Here is a 16,560-nt window from a genome sequence, read left to right on the forward strand (position 1 = left end):
CATCAACTGAGGACTGTTAATGTCCTTCATGCTCTTCACCACCATGCCCCTCCATGGCCTCATGTATGTAAGCTGCTGCTAAGGTGGCAAAAACCAGGGCTTGAATAGCACTTGTAAACAACCCCAGAGCCATTACCGGCAGAGGCACAAATAGAGGAACCAAAAGAACTAGTACCGCCACCACTAATTCATCCGCCAAAATGTTGCCAAAAAGACGGAAGCTTAGGGAAAGAGGTTTGGTGAAATCTTCTAGAATCGCGATTGGTAAAAGAATCGGTGTTGGCTCGATATACTTTTTAAAGTAACCCAAACCGCGCTTGCTAAAACCGGCGTAAAAGTAAGCCAAAGAAGTCAACAACGCCAGTGCAACTGTCGTATTGATGTCATTAGTCGGAGCTGCCAATTCACCAGATGGCAGTTTGATGAGCTTCCAAGGAACTAAAGCGCCCGACCAATTCGATACGAAGATAAACAAAAACAACGTGCCGATAAAAGGCACCCAAGGACGATACTCTTTCTCACCAATCTGGTTTTTCGTCAAATCCCGAATAAATTCCAGGGCATATTCCATAAAATTTTGTATGCCACTAGGAACCCTCTGGATGTTCTGAGTAGCAGCTAGTGAAGCTACCACTAGAATGCCAATTACAAACCAGGAGGTGAGAAAAACTTGTCCATGTATTTTTAGATTACCCAATTGCCAGTAGAAATGATTTCCTACCTCTAATTCGGCAAGGGGAACAGAATTGAAGAAGTTCAGAAAATTGAGCATTTTCTTCCCATATCAATCATTTCTCCAATATTACTTGGAGAACAGGAACTAAGAGCCTTGTGTGGATTTACTTAAGGCAAACTCACATTGGCTTTTCAAGGTTATCGAGGTGTCGGCAAGCCAGAGATAAACGCCTCTCTGACTACATAGATGATGAGCGTTGCTTTATAGGTGAGAAATCCCAAAAATATGGGCAAAATTTGTAGTTCATTCCACCGGGATGCCAGTAGGATTATGACTACTAATAGGGCCAACCGATTTTTATTCAGCTGCCGCTTTTCTGGGCCCAAACGCTCAACATCTTTTGCCAACATCCTCATGTAAAGCATACCCGTAAATGCCCCAAGAATATAATTCAGGGCAATATTTAGGGAATAAAAAATCCACACAGAGATAAAAATAATCCCCGTTAAGACAAGTGTGATTAGCAAAAACTCCTGGTAGAGTTTGTAGAACTCTTGCATAGAGTTTACTGGTTCTGGGTCCTCAAAACCAGATTGAGTATCTTGTCGTGTTGTCGGTGTGGGATCATTTGATTGATCGGACAAGCTCACGGGACTTGAAACCAGTACAGCTAATGATGTTGACTGCACATTCAGTCAGCTAAATCATATCACGATAGAGTAACAATACTTTAGAAAAAAACAATTAACTTAGTCATTGGGGATCGGGGATTAGGGATTGGGGATCGGGGATTAGGAACTAGGCAAAGGTAATTTCCCAATCACCTATCACCTATTCCCGATACCTTATTTTTCAGCTTGGTGTTAACATCATCAACTGCTGCTTCAGGAGCGATCGCACTTGCTTTAACTCTAGCGGCACATCATCCCGCAAAATTTCCGCGACTGTTTTCTTCCCCTCACAGGCTTGCAGAAATTTTAATTCGGCTTCCGACAAGTTGACTATCTGGTAATCATAATTAAACACGCACTGGCTCGGAAACCCATCTATACAGGGATTGCGTTCTGGAATCGCTGTCATTAAAGCATCATCGGCTGACCAGTCGGCTTTGGTTATTGGCGGACGACCAAGGAAAAATTCATAGTGGGTTACTTCCGGATCTAGCAATTCTATCAAACGGTAACGTTGGCGAGCGCTTAACCCAACTGCCCGTTCAATTAGTTCCGGTGCTTTGCCCAAAAGTCTCTCCAATTGCCAAAAACCAGGATTTGAGAAGCCGATAAACTCTAATCCTGAAGCGTCGATGAGTTCAAACAGCGTGTCTATATTGTAATCAATTTCCTGGGGATGGACATACATGTCAGCAAAGCATTCATCGCGCTGATTTTCCAAAGACCAACGTTCTCTTTCTCGCTTGACAATTCTGTTATTTTCTGGTAAAGCAGAAAATATTTTTCGTCCTACCTGTACACCATCGCGATAATCGCCCTGTTTGTCACCTTGGAGGAGAGCGATCGCTTTTTGCATGAGTTGAATTTCCCAGCGTCCCAACTCTCCATACACGAAGATGTGCATTAAACCGCCTGGGGCTAATTTCTTCGCCAAAGCTTGAATACCGCGAATGGGGTCGCCTAAGTGGTGCAGTACCCCCACACAATTAATGAAATCAAATTCACCTGGAAGTTGTTCGACGTCGTACAAGCTGAGATGGTGGAACTCGACACGGTTTGCTTTGGAACGTTTGCAGCGTTCTCGTGCCACTTGTAGCGCTCCAGTACTGAGATCAATTCCAACTACACAAGCGTAGGGGTTGAGGTGAACCAAGTACTCTGTTCCCACCCCCGTACCGCAGCCAGCATCTAAAATGCGGATGTCTTGTTTTTGGGGTTTTTGTCCGGTGCAGAAGTTATAAGCAGCTAGCCAATTCCAGCGCCAGTTGTAGCCTGGGGGTGGTTCATCAAGCAACGGTTCTGGAGGGAAGGGGTAGGTATCGTAGAGTTTGGCAACAGCAGTGCTAACAGTTTGAGAGTCGGACATTTCAGGAGCTTTGATCGCAGCATATTTGAGTTTATCTAATGCTGGATACTCAATGTGACACATTTTCTTGTAGTTTTCTTGTGGGACGGGCGACATGAGCCGTCTATTCATCGAGTGCGGGCAAGATACTCATCCCACAATTAATACCATTTTGGATTTTAGATTTTGGATTTTGGATTGGGAATTACTGTCTCTATTGGGGTTCTGTCAATCCATCTGTCGCAATCATTTTTTTAATTGGTATAACTTGGAAATAAATTAATGATTTTTGACCAATCAGAATTTGACCTGCGCTGCGAGTGGGGCGATCGCGGTGTTACTCACCTAGCTCCCATTAGCGATGTGGTTGTGATAGTTGATGTTTTGTCTTTTTCTACCTCTGTAGAAATAGCCACCAATAACGGCGGATAATTTTTCCCTACGAGTGGAAAATGGGTCAGCGCATGATTATGCCAAATCTTTACAGGCGCAATTGGCAGGCGATCGCACTTCCAAAAATAGCTATTCTCTCTCACCTGCATTACTAATTAAAATTCCGGCAGGAACAAAACTAGTTTTGCCATCACCTAATGGTTCTTCCCTCACGTTGCGAACTGGCAGAACACCTACTTTGGCGGGTTGCTTGCGGAACTGCGAAACTGTGGCAAAGTTGGCTCAAAAATATGGTTCCAAAATCGCAGTTATCCCCGCAGGTGAAAGGTGGGAAGATGGCACGTTAAGACCTGCTTTTGAAGATTTGATTGGTGCTGGGGCAATTCTTAGTTATCTTAATGGCAGTTTATCACCAGAAGCTGAAATTGCTGTGGTAGTATTTCATGATTTTAAAAAAGATTTGCTGGCTTATTTGAAAAAATGCAGTTCTGGAAAAGAGTTAATTGCACGTGGGTTTGAATCAGACATTGAAATTGCAGCAGCTTTTAACGTGAGTAATTGTGTACCTTTGTTTATAAAAAATGCCTATGTGAAACAGGTTATGAATTATAAATTATGAATTATGAATTATGAATTATGAAATTTTTAGCATTCAGTATTCATCATTCATATTCCCAATCCTCAATCCCCAAGTTGGGTTTTTGTTACGTATAGATACAAAACTTCGATTTTTTCTCATAAACCTGAAGCATCAGCGTTAAAAAGCCGATACATCAACGCTACAGTTTCTACATACTTCTTAATAAAGCCCCTGATAAATCTCAAAACGTTCTAATCTAAAAGCTGACTGGGTTAATTTTTTCTGGCAACTTAGCAGGCGGCACAGGGGAAGCATGAATATACCGATGTGTCAAGCCTAAAGTGACCCAGACTTAACACATAAACGCATATGATGGGAGTTTTACAAATCCGATGAGTGTTAAGGCAAGTGGTGGAAGCTCAGTTGCGCGTCCGCAACTATATCAAACCCTAGCTGTATCAACAATTTCCCAGGCGGAGCAGCAAGACCGTTTTCTGGGAGCCGGAGAACTAAGTGAACTGGCAAGCTATTTTGCATCTGGTGCAAAACGTTTAGAAATTGCCCAGGCGCTCACGGACAATTCCGAAATTATTGTCTCTCGCGCTGCCAACAGGATTTTTGTTGGTGGTTCGCCGATGGCTTTTTTAGAAAAGCCTAGAGAACCAGAAGTGGCGATGGCTGTGGCAGCGGCTGCGGCGACAGCGGATGTAAGAGAAGGAATGAAACTAGGAACAGTTACCTACGTAGAATCTCGTGGTGGCTTCCTAGAAAATTTACGTTCCATCTTTAACACTTCACCTAGCGGCCCGGTTCCACCAGGTTTCCGACCAATTAACGTCGCCCGTTATGGCCCTGCTAATATGGCTAAGAGCTTGCGGGACTTATCGTGGTTCTTGCGCTATGCTACTTATGCGATCGTGGCTGGCGACCCCAATATTATCGCCGTGAATACGCGCGGTCTGCGGGAAATCATTGAAAACGCTTGCTCTGGTGAAGCTACAATTGTTGCTTTGCAGGAACTGAAAGCTGCTGCGCTTTCCTATTTCCGCAAAGACTCTGAGGCAACAGACATTGTGTCTCAGTACATGGATGTTTTAATTACAGAATTCAAAGCACCCACTCCTTCTAATAAATTACGGCAACGTCCATCTGGCGACCAACAAGGTTTACAACTGCCCCAAATTTACTTTAATGCGGCAGAACGACGTCAGAAGTTTGTGATGAAGCCTGGTTTATCCGCAGCTGAAAAAACTGAGGTAGTCAAGGCAGCATATCGGCAAATCTTTGAGCGTGACATTACCCGCGCTTACAGCTTGTCGATATCTTATCTAGAATCCCAGGTCAAAAATGGCGACATCTCAATGAAAGAGTTTGTCCGCCGTCTTGGTAAATCTCCACTTTACCGGAAACAATTTTACGAACCATTTATTAATAGCCGCGCCCTAGAACTTGCTTTCCGCCACTTTTTGGGACGGGGGCCAAGTAGCCGGGAAGAGGTACAAAAATACTTTGATATTGTTTCTCGAGGCGGTCTGTCAGCCTTAATCGATGCGCTGGTAGACTCTGAGGAATACTCTGACTACTTTGGCGAAGAAACGGTACCCTATATCCGGGGTCTCGGTCAAGAAGCCCAAGAATGTCGTAACTGGGGTCCGCAGCAAGACTTGTTTAAGTACAGCGCACCTTTCCGGAAAGTACCGCAATTTATCACAACTTTTGCGGGTTACAACCAGCCGTTGCCTGACCAGCATCCCTACGGTTCCGGTAACGATCCTCTGGAAATTCAGTTTGGGGCAATTTTCCCTAAAGAAACTCGCAATCCCAGCAGCCGTCCTGCTCCTTTTGGTAAGGATACAAGACGCATCCTGATTCACCAAGGGCCAGGAATTAATAACCAAACTGGCAACCCAGATGCTCGCGGTGCGTTTCCTGGTACTCTGGGGCCAAAAGTGTTCCGCTTGGATCAAATTCCCAGAACCTTAAGCAAGGGAACTGGCAAGGGAGCAAGTGTAAAATACTCCGAAAGCTCTACCCAAGCCGTAATTCGTGGGGCTTACCTGCAAGTATTTGGTCGCGATGTCTACGATGGTCAGCGCCTGAAAGTGCAAGAAATTAAGCTGGAAAACGGCGAAATTTCCGTACGCGAGTTTGTTCGGGCTTTGGCGAAGTCGGATCTGTTCCGCAAGCTCTACTGGACACCTTATTATGTGTGTAAGGCGATCGAGTATATCCACCGCCGCTTGTTGGGTCGTCCGACCTACGGTCGTCAAGAAAACAACAAGTACTTTGATATTTGCTCCAAGAAAGGCTTTTACGCACTGATTGACGCCATCATTGACAGCGAAGAGTACAGCCAAGCATTTGGCGAAGATACAGTTCCATACGAACGCTATCTTACTCCCGCAGGTGTGGCATTGCGGAAACTGCGCGTTGGTAGCATCCGCGAAGATGTCGGTGCAAAAGTCGAGAAGCAAGAAACACCCATGTTTGTACAAATGGGTACAGTCACCGAAACACGGACGGAACCAGATATCCAGTCCCGCATCAACCAAGGTGTCAGCAAAAAGCGCGAACAAAGGAAAATCTTCAAGTTGGTGGCTGGTACTGGCGACAAAGTCGCGGTACAAACTGTTATTAGCGCCGCCTATCGGCAGATTTTCGAGCGGGATATCGCACCCTACGTTGCTTCTTCCAGGGAATTCAAAGTCTTGGAAAGCAAGCTGAGTAACGGCGAAATCACCGTTAAAGAATTCATTGAAGGTTTAGGCTGTTCTGGTCTATACCTGAAAGAATTTTATGCCCCCTACCCCAACACCAAGGTAATTGAACTGGGAACCAAGCATTTTCTGGGACGCGCCCCCTTAGACCAAGCAGAAATCAGGAAGTATAATCAAATTCTTGCTACTCAGGGTATTCGCGCATTTATCCGGACAATGCTGAATACTCCAGAATATTTGCAAGCGTTTGGTGAAGATACGGTTCCTTACAACCGCTTTGCGACCTTGCCAGCGGCGAACTTCCCGAATTCTCAAAGACTGTACAACCAGTTGACCAAGCAGAACAAGGATATTGTTGTTCCTAGCTTTGAGTCGACCAAGCCGCGTATGGATGTGGCGCAAATGCCAATTATGGCGAAAGCGATCGCAGATATGGCAGCGAAAGCAAGGGCTGTAGACAAGAGCAAGCCGCTGTTTATCGAACTGGGTCGTTCTTACAACGATGGACGCGGACAGTCAGTAGAAGTGGGTGTAGGTACAAACCGCCGCAAACCCGCCCGCATTTACCGCATGACTGTAGGAGCAAACCAAGCAGAAATGCAACAGGTAATGAATGCTATTTACGTTCAGGTAATGGATGTATTTAGCGGTCAGGTTCCTGAGTATTTCCGCCGCAGCGATCTGGAAAGCAAACTGCGGAATGGGGAAATCTCCGTACGCGAGTTTGTGCGTGAACTAGCTAGTTCCGAAATTTATCGCAAGCGCTTCTACACTCCGTATCCCAACACCAAGGTGATTGAATTCCTCTTCCGTCACCTTTTGGGACGCGCACCAGCAACTCAAGCGGAAATTCGCCAGTACAACAAACTACTGGCTGATGGCGGTTTGAGAACTGCTGTAGAAGCGATGGTAAATAGCCCAGAGTATACCCGTTACTTTGGCGAGGATGTAGTGCCTTATCAGCGCTTCCCCTCCTTGCCTGCGGGTAACTACCTCGGCAGTGTCCAAGCAGCAGCTGACTTAGTGAAGCAGTCTTGGTCTAGCTTGTCACCGTCCGTACTAACAGGACGTTACAGTCAAGGTTAAAGCCTAGGGAGGATAAGGGCATAGGGCAACGGGCAACGGGCAACGGGCATAGGGCAATAGGCATGGGGCATCGGAAAAACAAGAGGGGGAAGGGGAAAAGGAGAAAAGTGAAAGGTTAATAAATTCTTTTACCCTTTACCCTTTAACCTTTACCCAATGCCCAATCCCCAATGCCCAATTTGCAAACTTTCGTAACATTGCTTTAATATTGTTGCCGCGACAGCAAACATGAAAAAGAATGTTACAAACTGTTAAAAGCAGTCATATATGCTCAACATAATGCCCGAAAATAATTCCGGAAGGTAGCTGAGTTTCAAGGCTTGTGTACTTGTAATTACTCAAGCAGGCTCGAAATGTAATAGTTTCAGCAGTTATTTGACTGTTGAGTCTAAAAAACGAGAACATAAGCTCAGTCAACCCGTAAAGTCGCACCAGTTTAATTAAATTCTGGTTTCATTACGTTTTGGAGGAATCCATTAATGAGTATCGTCACGAAGTCCATCGTGAATGCAGATGCAGAAGCCCGCTATCTCAGCCCTGGCGAACTGGATCGGATCAAGAGCTTTGTTACCAGCGGTGAGCGCCGTCTGCGGATTGCTCAAGTTTTGACAGACAACCGCGAGCGGATTGTTAAGCAAGCTGGTGACCAGCTGTTCCAAAAGCGCCCTGATGTTGTATCTCCTGGTGGCAACGCTTACGGTCAAGAAATGACCGCTACCTGTCTGCGTGACTTGGATTATTACCTCCGCCTCATCACCTACGGTATCGTAGCTGGTGATGTCACCCCCATCGAAGAAATCGGTGTTGTAGGCGTCCGTGAAATGTACAAGTCTCTCGGAACTCCTATCGATGCCGTTGCTGGCGGTGTCAACGCAATGAAGAATGTTGCTGCTTCCCTGTTGTCTGGTGAAGACGCTGCTGAAGCTGGCGCTTACTTCGACTACCTCGTTGGCGCGATGTCGTAGGTGAAGCTGTTTCTCCTATTGAAACAGAAGTATTGCAATACGGTTGGAAATAAGGAAATAACAACATGCAAGACGCAATTACCGCTGTTATTAATTCTTCGGATGTTCAAGGTAAGTACCTCGACACCGCAGCTCTAGAGAAGCTCAAGAGCTACTTCAATACTGGTGAACTGCGCGTACGTGCTGCTACCACCATCGCTGCTAATGCTGCTGCGATTGTGAAGGAAGCTGTGGCTAAGTCTCTGCTGTACTCTGACATCACCCGTCCCGGTGGTAACATGTACACTACTCGTCGCTATGCAGCTTGTATCCGCGATTTGGATTACTACCTGCGCTATGCAACCTATGCTATGCTGGCTGGCGACCCCTCCATTTTGGATGAGCGCGTACTGAATGGTTTGAAGGAAACCTACAACTCCTTGGGTGTACCCGTAGGAGCTACCGTACAAGCTATCCAAGCTATGAAGGAAGTAACCGCTAGCTTGGTTGGTCCAGACGCTGGAAAGGAAATGGGCGTTTACTTCGACTATATTAGCTCTGGCTTGAGCTAGGATCTAGTTTGCGCTTAATAATTTAGGTGCGACTTTAATTAAGGACTGGAAATCAATCGTGAGTGCTAGGACGTTATATCGCTTATCAAGCTAAATTTATGAATGATGAGTGTTAACGGTCTGGTATTGACGCCTGATTTCCAGCCTTGCAGTAAATAGAGACAGATTTGCACTCAAGATTTTGAGATAAAAAAGTTTTCACCCCAGCTACAGGAGATTTAAGACCATGCGGATGTTTAAAATTACTGCTTGCGTTCCTAGCCAAACTAGAATTCGTACCCAGCGGGAATTGCAAAATACTTACTTCACTAAGTTAGTTCCCTATGAGAACTGGTTCCGCGAACAGCAACGTATTCAAAAAATGGGCGGTAAAATTGTTAAGGTAGAATTGGCTACTGGTAAGCAAGGAACAAATGCTGGTTTAGCTTAATTTAATTCCTAATAGACCAAATTATTGATTGTAGGGAGTTGCTAAGAGGTCAATCAGACCTCTTTTTTGTGTTATTTGTCAGTTGCCAGAAGAGGTGAATATATCTGGCTGAATACAAAAATAGTGCAAGCATCTTGCCTACTCAGGTGAAATGCCTGCACTATCAAACTATGCGATCGATGACCAAATATGATTTAGTCAAACATTTTCAGGAGACGATATCCACGCATATATAGCGGAACAGAACTGCTGCTATTGCGTTTGAACTTTGCCTCCTCGATAGTTTCATCAAATATAATAAGTGTTTCTTTACCAACCTTTAGCCATTCTTCGTAAGGTACACTCATATCTTGCTCTACACCACCAAGACTTGGTGACAACATTGCCCGATATGCTTTATTGAATTTTCTGCGGAACCTAAAATCTACTGAAATTCTCACACCATCTGTTTGACGTCTGACTGTTTGGTGCAATCCACGAGCATCATTAAAATACATCGTACCGTGCTGTAATTGTGCTTCTGTGTAGGAGACAACCATTGGAATATCCCTACCTTCATCGAAGTCGGACATGATCCGCATTGCTTTGAGTTCCATTTCGCGGGGCATTTCACCAGCTTCGATAGTGATGTTTTCAATATTACCAAAGAGGGGCAAAATTACAACTGTTGCATCAGCAGGAACACCTGCCCAGACATCGCTATGTAGCTTTGAGCTTGCGAAAGGCAAACGAGTTTTTTCTGGATCGGTTTTACCATAAACCATACGGAGATTTACTGGTAAATCTACTGCATCGATCAGATCGTTAGCTCCTAATTGGTAAAAAGCTTCAGCTACACTTCTTTGAAAGAGGTTAAAAGCCAAAGTATGTTCTCGCTTTGGCATTAAAAGTCCGGTGCCAGTGTAGTTCGACAGAGTATTTCTCTGTTCGAGTAATCTCTGGAGCATTTCCTCTTCCGAGAGAATGATAGGACTGTTTAGGCAGGCTGAAATGTAACCAGCAGCAGCAATTTGGATCTGCTGAAATAATTCAGGCTTTAACTTGTGTTCAAACAGCAGCCGATACTGCCGTTTAGTAGAAATACGATCGCTAAGTTCATCAAACAGGCGATCGCCTAACTCAGAGAATGCGATCGCTTGCTCTAGTTCTAATTGTTTATCTAATTTTGGCTTTGCTAATAATTTTGCCATTATTATCCTTTCTATCATTTACTAGAAGTTGTTGTAGTGGCTAATACCATTTCCTAGGGCAAGCTGCTGTTGTATTCACGCAGTAGTCAAAAGCATGCCGTAGGGTAAGGTATAGTCAACAAATTTTAATTATTGACTTTCGACCTCTTTGCGCTCGGTGGTTGATTTTTACTGATAATTACTAGTTGTTGATTGTTTGTTATTTGGTAAAACTAACAACTTATCAATCACACTAAACACACTTGATAGTCATGTTTATTTACACTTTGCTACTAATATTCTCCAAATAAAATTGTTTTAGTAGAGTATTTACTCTGAATTTTTTTATAAATTCAATATAAAGTTAAAGCTAAAAATAATTTTTGAGCAATAAATTTGTTAAACAAATATTTTGCTCATCAGCAACATTAACAAGCTTTTATAAAGATTGGTAGATACAAACAGCTAGCTACCTGAAAAAATAAGATTAAAATCAATAAGATAAAAATCCGTACAATCAACATTATCAACCAAATATACAAATGATACAAAAGAAATATCTCATCAAATGTAACTTTTCTAAAAACTAAATAGATAGGTATTAACACAAGTATTTATTGCTACTTATTTTTGTCGTTTGTTGTTCCTACGATCGGTGAAAAAAGCGCACTTACTTTGCTTATGCTTTTGAAAAAGCAGTAACTATTATCATCAACTACCAACAATCCTCATACTTATATTTATTTAAACCTGATTACTAGATAAATCTGTCAACATGCCAAACTCAGATAACAAAAATTCCACTAAAAACCTTTATAACGGCACAGCATCACAGTGGATTCGAGGAGAACCGACTTCACTTTCTGATTTTACGGCACGCCCTTTCGTACTAAAGCTTTGTGAGCCTGTTGCCGGGTTGCGAGTGCTTGACTTGGGTTGTGGTGAAGGTTATTGCTCTCGGGAATTACGCCAAAGAGGTGCTGCCCAAATATATGGTGTAGATCTCTCTGAAGCGATGATTGCAGGAGCAAAATTGCAGGAATTAAAAGATCCCTTGGGCATTCAGTATGAATTAGGGTGTGCTACTGACCTCAAACAGTTTGGCGATCGCGAATTTGACTTAGTCATAGCAGTGTTTCTATTTAACTATTTGACAACTGCTCAAACTCAACAATGCATGACCGAAGTTGCACGTGTACTTCGTCCAGGGGGTCGATTTGTTTTCAGTGTTCCACATCCATCTTTTCCATACATGCGCTCAGCTGCCTATCCCTTCTATTTTGAGGTTGAGGGTAAAGGCTATTTCAGTAAGCGAGATCGGCAATTTCCGGGTCGTATTTGGAAAAGAGATGGGTCTTGGCTAGATGTGCAATTGGTTCACAAAACCTTAGAAGACTATTTTGATGCCCTTAAAAACGCTGGCTTCAATACGATGCCAACTTTGCGGGAATTACGAGTTACTCCAGAACACATAGCACTAGATGAATCTTTTTTCGGTTCTTTGATTGATTTACCACTCCATTTAGCCATACAAGTATTACGATGATGACAAAGCTATCTTGTTCTATTCACGAATCCTTACGGGAAATTACGGCTCATCATCCACTGTGGAAGCATGATTTCCTCAGCCGTTGTCGCGCTAGACAGTTGTCTTTACAAGAGATACGCTTACTAGCCGTTCAGATGTACAAATTCTCCAAAGAATTTAATCGAATTTTGGCTAGTATTTTATCTTGCTGCCAAAATGAAAGCGCTCAGTTAGTCCTCTTAGAGAACTTGTTTGATGAAATGGGACAGGGAGATTTAAATAAATCCCATACCGAGTTATTTCGTCGTTTCACCCGTGCTATTGGTATTGATGACGAGATTTTAGCAATGCTGCCCACAATACCTGAAACTAGAGATCTAATTGATACCTACCTACGAATACCGCATCAGTATGGTTTTTTAGCTGCACTTGGGGCAGTGTGTTACGCATCTGAAGGAATTGTGAGTACGCTATACACTCAACTTTATCAAGGCATTATTGGCACTGCACCTTTATCCAAGGAATCCTTGATATTTTTTGAAGTCCATATTGATGTGGATGATAGCCATGCGGCAAAACTCGCAGCACTGATTGAACCTCAGTTAATTACAGAAGAAGAAGAAGTCAAGCTAAAGCTTGCTATTGTCGAAGCAATGGATGCCCGTGTGCAATTCTTTAATGGGATTCAGCGTCAAATTCACGAATATGACTTGAATGCTAATCCATTTTTGCTTTTGAATGCATGGCAATCGGTAAGTTAAAAGGGTGAAATTACGGATGTTATTATTCTGGATGAATTGCTAAAAATAGCAGGAAGTTTATAGTGTTTTTTCTCTTTTTCAGGCAATTAAGCACAGGCAAAATAACATGTTTATACAGCAGATATAAAAATTTGAATACTGCTGTAGAGCCTAAAATTATTGAGTCTGATGCACAAATTATAATTGGGTGCAAAAATCAGGAGTCTTTATGTATGGATTAGTCAACAAGGCGATTGAAGAGATGGTATGCAGTCGCTTTGGCAAAAATACTTGGCAAGAAATTAAGCAGAAAGCTGAACTAGAAGTAGATGTTTTTATCAGCATGGAAGCCTATCCTGATGATATTACCCACAGGCTTGTAAAAGCTGCAAGTGTTGTCTTAGGTTTATCAGCAGCAGAAATTATGCAAGCTTTTGGAGAATATTGGGTACAGTACACAGCAGATGAAGGCTACGGCGAACTGATGGATATGAGCGGAGATAACCTACCTGAATTCCTGGAAAACCTTGACCATCTTCATGCTCGTGTGGGAATTAGTTTTCCTAAGCTAATGCCCCCATCTTTTGAATGTACTGATACAGAAGAAGAGTCTCTGAACTTACATTATCGCTCAACCCGAGAAGGACTGACGCCAATGGTAATAGGTTTAGTCAAGGGATTAGGAAAAAGGTTTGATACAGAAGTTGATATTACCCAAACCCAAAGTAGGAATGAAGGCGCAGATCATGATGAATTTTTAGTGAAGTATAAACCACAGTGAGGTCAGTATGTATGGTTTCTCCTCATCTGAGTCTTTCGCCAGAATTATTTACAAAAGCTTTTCCATTCCACTTTGTATTTAACCGCCAACGAGAAATTTTACAAGCTGGTGCTGTTCTAGAGCGCATTAGTGGCGAACAAATAATAGGAAGCAAAATTGAGCAGTATTTTCAAATCAATCGCCCTAAGGTCACAGTTGAATTTGATGCTATTAAAAAACAAACTCACGCTCTTTTCATATTGGAGTTTCTCCGCAATGGAATGCAACTCAAAGGTCAAATGGTATATCAACCAGAAGAGGAATTGATATTTTTTCTTTGTTCTCCCTGGATTACTGATGCTGCTAATCTCATTCCTCTAAATATCAAATTAAAAGACTTTGCCATTCACGATCCAATTGTTGATTTTTTATTCCTACTACAAGCAAAGAATTCTGCTCTGGCTGATGCTGAAAAGTTAACAACAGAACTAACTAAGCAGCGGGCAGAATTACAGCGTGCTCTGGCAATACAAGAAAATTTGGCTAAAGTTGCTGAAGAACAAGCCCAAAAACTAGAACAATCTCTCAGAGAATTACGGCATACTCAAGCCCAATTAATACAAGCTGAGAAAATGTCCAGTCTAGGTCAGTTGGTAGCAGGGATTGCTCACGAAATTAACAATCCTGTAAATTTTATTTACGCCAATTTAGATTATGTTGAACAATATACTCAAGACCTATTGAAGTTATTAATTTTATATAAAACATTTAATTTTCATATCGTGCCAAAAATACAAGATTACATTCGTAAAAATGAATTAGATTATATACTTGAAGATTTACCCAAAACGATAAATTCTATGAGAATAGGGGCAGAACGGATCAGGGACATTGTGTGCTCTCTTCGCAACTTCTCTCGTCTTGATGAAGCAGAGGTGAAAAGGGTTAATCTTCACGAAGGTATTGAGAGTACTCTGCTGATTTTACAAAACCGCTTCAAAGCCAAAGGTGATAAACCAGGTATAGAAATAGTAAAAAACTACGGTAATTTACCTTTAATAGAGTGTTATCCTGGACAATTAAACCAAGTCTTCATGAATATTATTAGTAATGCTATTGATGCTATTGAGAGCAATAACATAAAAGATTCTAGTATAGGAATTCAAGATAATTTTAATACAATTACAATTACTACAGAAGTTTTAGAAACAAGCTATATTGCAATCCGAATTGCTGACAATGGCCCAGGGATGACTGAAGCAGTTAAGGCAAAACTGTTTGATCCATTTTTTACAACTAAGCCAGTAGGTAAGGGGACAGGGCTAGGCTTATCGATTAGCTATCAAATTGTTGTTGAAAAACACGGAGGAAAACTGACATGCGTATCAGAACCGGGTCAGGGAAGCGAGTTCTGCATTGAAATTCCTATATCGGTGGACAGACAAACAGTGAATGATATTAGATCGCTGAGTTGTGTTATCTAAATATCCTTCAAAGTTGTATCATTCTGTATACTTAAATTTTATTTAGTATCTGCATCAAAGAAGTCACTTACCCTTCTTTTCATCACGTAGTGGAAAGTGCCGATTACAACACCGTTTACGAATGTGGGGCTGTGGGTGTACCCTTGGTAGCGATCGCTTTCACACGACTGTGCGATCGCCAAAATAAAAGGGCTGCTAAAATCTACCACGTACAAAATATTGCGGATGCTATTGATTCGGTATAACACGTGAATTTACGCCGCCTAATTCCATTATTTGATAACTCTGTGTCCGAGTGGGCATTAGAGGCGCGCCTGTTGCGCTGGTTAACATTAGTTTGGCTGTTTATAGGCTTAATAATGCTGTTTTCAGCCTCCTATCCCGTTGCTGATGTCAATCATGATGATGGGCTGTATTACTTTAAGCGCCAACTCCTGTGGGTGTTAGTAGCCTTAATATTGTTCAACATCATTGTTAATTTACCCCTGCATAGGATTTTGGGAGTATCCCATTGGTTTGTATTCCTGCTATTGGTGCTGATTTTCGTCACTATGATTCCAGGAGTGGGAAAGAATGAGCTTGGTGCAGCGCGTAGGCTAGTAGGGCCGATTCCGCTGCAACCTTCTGAATTAATTAAGCCCTTTCTGGTGCTACAAAGTGCGCGACTTTTTGGTCAGTGGGATAAACTGAGTTGGTCTATTCGCTTTGCTTGGTTAGGTGTTTTTGGTCTTGTGATTTTGGGGATTTTGGCACAGCCTAACTTGAGTACAACTGCACTCTGCGGTATGACTATTTGGTTAATTGCTTTAGCTGCTGGCTTGCCTTACAAATACTTGGGAGGAACAGCAGTTGGAGGAGTGCTGTTAGCGTTACTCAGTATTAGTATCAAGGAGTATCAGCGCAAACGTGTGATGTCTTTCCTCAATCCTTGGGCCGATCCTACTGGAGATGGTTATCAGCTAGTACAAAGTTTACTGGCAATAGGTTCCGGCCGTACTTGGGGTGCTGGTTTTGGACTTTCTCAACAAAAACAATTTTATTTACCAATTCAGGATACCGATTTTATTTTTGCGGTATTTGCTGAAGAATTTGGCTTTGTTGGCAGTATGGTGCTGTTACTGATGTTAGCTATATTTGCCACTTTGGGATTAATTGTTGCCCTCAAGACAACCCATCCCATACATCGACTGGTGGCGATCGGTGTGACAATTTTGATGGTAGGACAATCATTACTCCATATAGGTGTTGCTACAGGTGCCTTGCCAACTACTGGTTTGCCATTACCTATGTTTAGTTATGGTGGTAATTCCATGATTGCTAGTTTAATAGCAGCAGGATTGTTGATTCGAGTAGCAAGGGAGAGTAGCGAAGCAGAGGTAATACCTTTGCAAAGAAGACGTGGAAATTGGCTATAACGCTGATTTACCAAAGAAAAAATTTAACTTTATCCTTAAAAAGTCCATGA

16 protein-coding genes are annotated in these 16,560 nt (G+C 42.6%); 12 read left to right on the forward strand and 4 right to left on the reverse strand.

The genetic code is table 11. The features are described from left to right. Positions 1–16 precede the first annotated feature (16 nt). From atpB to HXY43_RS12375, 3 genes are all read right to left on the reverse strand, one after another. On the reverse strand, positions 17–772 hold the full coding sequence (gene atpB / locus HXY43_RS12365) for a F0F1 ATP synthase subunit A (RefSeq protein ID WP_290883506.1): 756 nt from the start codon (positions 770–772) through the stop codon (positions 17–19). Positions 773–873: 101 nt separating this feature from the next. Continuing rightward, positions 874–1,326 (reverse strand): ATP synthase subunit I, encoded by a 453-nt coding sequence (locus HXY43_RS12370; RefSeq protein ID WP_290883507.1) that lies wholly within the window; start codon positions 1,324–1,326, stop codon positions 874–876. 202 nt (positions 1,327–1,528) lie between these two features. Then, the gene (locus HXY43_RS12375; protein WP_290883529.1) at positions 1,529–2,713 is read right to left on the reverse strand and encodes a class I SAM-dependent methyltransferase; all 1,185 of its coding nucleotides are present in this window, start codon (positions 2,711–2,713) and stop codon (positions 1,529–1,531) included. A gap of 261 nt (positions 2,714–2,974) precedes the next feature. Here HXY43_RS12375 and HXY43_RS12380 point away from each other — a divergent pair, with 261 nt between their 5' ends. The 6 genes from HXY43_RS12380 (at position 2,975) to HXY43_RS12405 (ending at position 9,414) form a co-directional block, all read left to right on the forward strand. After that, positions 2,975–3,124, forward strand: a complete 150-nt coding sequence (locus tag HXY43_RS12380; RefSeq protein ID WP_290883508.1) for a hypothetical protein — start codon at positions 2,975–2,977, stop codon at positions 3,122–3,124. Between the two features lie 13 nt (positions 3,125–3,137). Further along, positions 3,138–3,704, forward strand: coding sequence for a 2-phosphosulfolactate phosphatase (locus HXY43_RS12385; RefSeq protein ID WP_290883509.1), 567 nt, complete (start codon positions 3,138–3,140; stop codon positions 3,702–3,704). 353 nt (positions 3,705–4,057) lie between these two features. Further along, a complete protein-coding gene (locus HXY43_RS12390; protein WP_290883510.1) occupies positions 4,058–7,468 on the forward strand; it encodes a phycobilisome rod-core linker polypeptide in 3,411 nt (1,136 codons plus the stop codon). A 479-nt stretch (positions 7,469–7,947) separates the two neighbouring features. After that, positions 7,948–8,433, forward strand: coding sequence for an allophycocyanin subunit alpha (gene apcA / locus HXY43_RS12395; RefSeq protein ID WP_026731016.1), 486 nt, complete (start codon positions 7,948–7,950; stop codon positions 8,431–8,433). Positions 8,434–8,498: 65 nt separating this feature from the next. After that, positions 8,499–8,984 (forward strand): allophycocyanin subunit beta, encoded by a 486-nt coding sequence (gene apcB / locus HXY43_RS12400; protein WP_026731015.1) that lies wholly within the window; start codon positions 8,499–8,501, stop codon positions 8,982–8,984. A 226-nt stretch (positions 8,985–9,210) separates the two neighbouring features. Continuing rightward, positions 9,211–9,414, forward strand: coding sequence for a phycobilisome linker polypeptide (locus HXY43_RS12405; protein WP_026731014.1), 204 nt, complete (start codon positions 9,211–9,213; stop codon positions 9,412–9,414). A 194-nt stretch (positions 9,415–9,608) separates the two neighbouring features. On the opposite strand, the gene HXY43_RS12410 is transcribed toward HXY43_RS12405, so the two are convergent. Then, entirely contained in the window at positions 9,609–10,604 is a 996-nt protein-coding gene (locus HXY43_RS12410) for a hypothetical protein (protein ID WP_290883511.1), read from the reverse strand. Between the two features lie 754 nt (positions 10,605–11,358). On the opposite strand from HXY43_RS12410, the gene HXY43_RS12415 reads away from it, so the two are divergent. The 6 genes from HXY43_RS12415 to HXY43_RS12440 all read left to right on the forward strand — a co-directional run bounded on the left by HXY43_RS12415 (position 11,359) and on the right by HXY43_RS12440 (position 16,510). Continuing rightward, positions 11,359–12,129 carry a class I SAM-dependent methyltransferase gene (locus HXY43_RS12415; protein ID WP_102146221.1) on the forward strand — a complete coding sequence of 257 codons (771 nt, stop codon included), beginning with the start codon at positions 11,359–11,361 and terminating at the stop codon, positions 12,127–12,129. After that, the gene (locus tag HXY43_RS12420; RefSeq protein WP_235657166.1) at positions 12,126–12,872 is read left to right on the forward strand and encodes an iron-containing redox enzyme family protein; all 747 of its coding nucleotides are present in this window, start codon (positions 12,126–12,128) and stop codon (positions 12,870–12,872) included. Before HXY43_RS12415 ends, HXY43_RS12420 begins: the two co-directional genes overlap by 4 nt. Before the next feature lie 208 nt (positions 12,873–13,080). Continuing rightward, entirely contained in the window at positions 13,081–13,632 is a 552-nt protein-coding gene (locus HXY43_RS12425) for a heme NO-binding domain-containing protein (protein WP_290883512.1), read from the forward strand. Positions 13,633–13,643: 11 nt separating this feature from the next. Then, positions 13,644–15,095, forward strand: a complete 1,452-nt coding sequence (locus HXY43_RS12430) for an ATP-binding protein (protein ID WP_290883513.1) — start codon at positions 13,644–13,646, stop codon at positions 15,093–15,095. An 89-nt stretch (positions 15,096–15,184) separates the two neighbouring features. Beyond that, entirely contained in the window at positions 15,185–15,340 is a 156-nt protein-coding gene (locus tag HXY43_RS12435) for a hypothetical protein (RefSeq protein WP_180965149.1), read from the forward strand. Positions 15,341–15,343: 3 nt separating this feature from the next. After that, entirely contained in the window at positions 15,344–16,510 is a 1,167-nt protein-coding gene (locus tag HXY43_RS12440) for an FtsW/RodA/SpoVE family cell cycle protein (protein WP_290883514.1), read from the forward strand. The last annotated feature ends 50 nt before the right edge of the window (positions 16,511–16,560 follow it).

The sequence above is a fragment of the Fischerella sp. genome (assembly GCF_013388695.1).
Taxonomy (GTDB): domain Bacteria; phylum Cyanobacteriota; class Cyanobacteriia; order Cyanobacteriales; family Nostocaceae; genus PCC9605.

What these genes read in the sequence shown, in the direction of transcription:
- HXY43_RS12380 (WP_290883508.1), top strand. Translation starts at nt 2,975, where the DNA reads ATGATTTTTGACCAATCAGAATTTGACCTGCGCTGCGAGTGGGGCGAT.
- HXY43_RS12425 (WP_290883512.1), top strand. Translation starts at nt 13,081, where the DNA reads ATGTATGGATTAGTCAACAAGGCGATTGAAGAGATGGTATGCAGTCGC.
- HXY43_RS12415 (WP_102146221.1), top strand. Translation starts at nt 11,359, where the DNA reads ATGCCAAACTCAGATAACAAAAATTCCACTAAAAACCTTTATAACGGC.
- apcB (WP_026731015.1), top strand. Translation starts at nt 8,499, where the DNA reads ATGCAAGACGCAATTACCGCTGTTATTAATTCTTCGGATGTTCAAGGT.
- HXY43_RS12390 (WP_290883510.1), top strand. Translation starts at nt 4,058, where the DNA reads ATGAGTGTTAAGGCAAGTGGTGGAAGCTCAGTTGCGCGTCCGCAACTA.
- apcA (WP_026731016.1), top strand. Translation starts at nt 7,948, where the DNA reads ATGAGTATCGTCACGAAGTCCATCGTGAATGCAGATGCAGAAGCCCGC.
- atpB (WP_290883506.1), bottom strand. Translation starts at nt 772, where the DNA reads ATGCTCAATTTTCTGAACTTCTTCAATTCTGTTCCCCTTGCCGAATTA.
- HXY43_RS12420 (WP_235657166.1), top strand. Translation starts at nt 12,126, where the DNA reads ATGATGACAAAGCTATCTTGTTCTATTCACGAATCCTTACGGGAAATT.
- HXY43_RS12410 (WP_290883511.1), bottom strand. Translation starts at nt 10,604, where the DNA reads ATGGCAAAATTATTAGCAAAGCCAAAATTAGATAAACAATTAGAACTA.
- HXY43_RS12375 (WP_290883529.1), bottom strand. Translation starts at nt 2,713, where the DNA reads ATGTCCGACTCTCAAACTGTTAGCACTGCTGTTGCCAAACTCTACGAT.
- HXY43_RS12430 (WP_290883513.1), top strand. Translation starts at nt 13,644, where the DNA reads ATGGTTTCTCCTCATCTGAGTCTTTCGCCAGAATTATTTACAAAAGCT.
- HXY43_RS12405 (WP_026731014.1), top strand. Translation starts at nt 9,211, where the DNA reads ATGCGGATGTTTAAAATTACTGCTTGCGTTCCTAGCCAAACTAGAATT.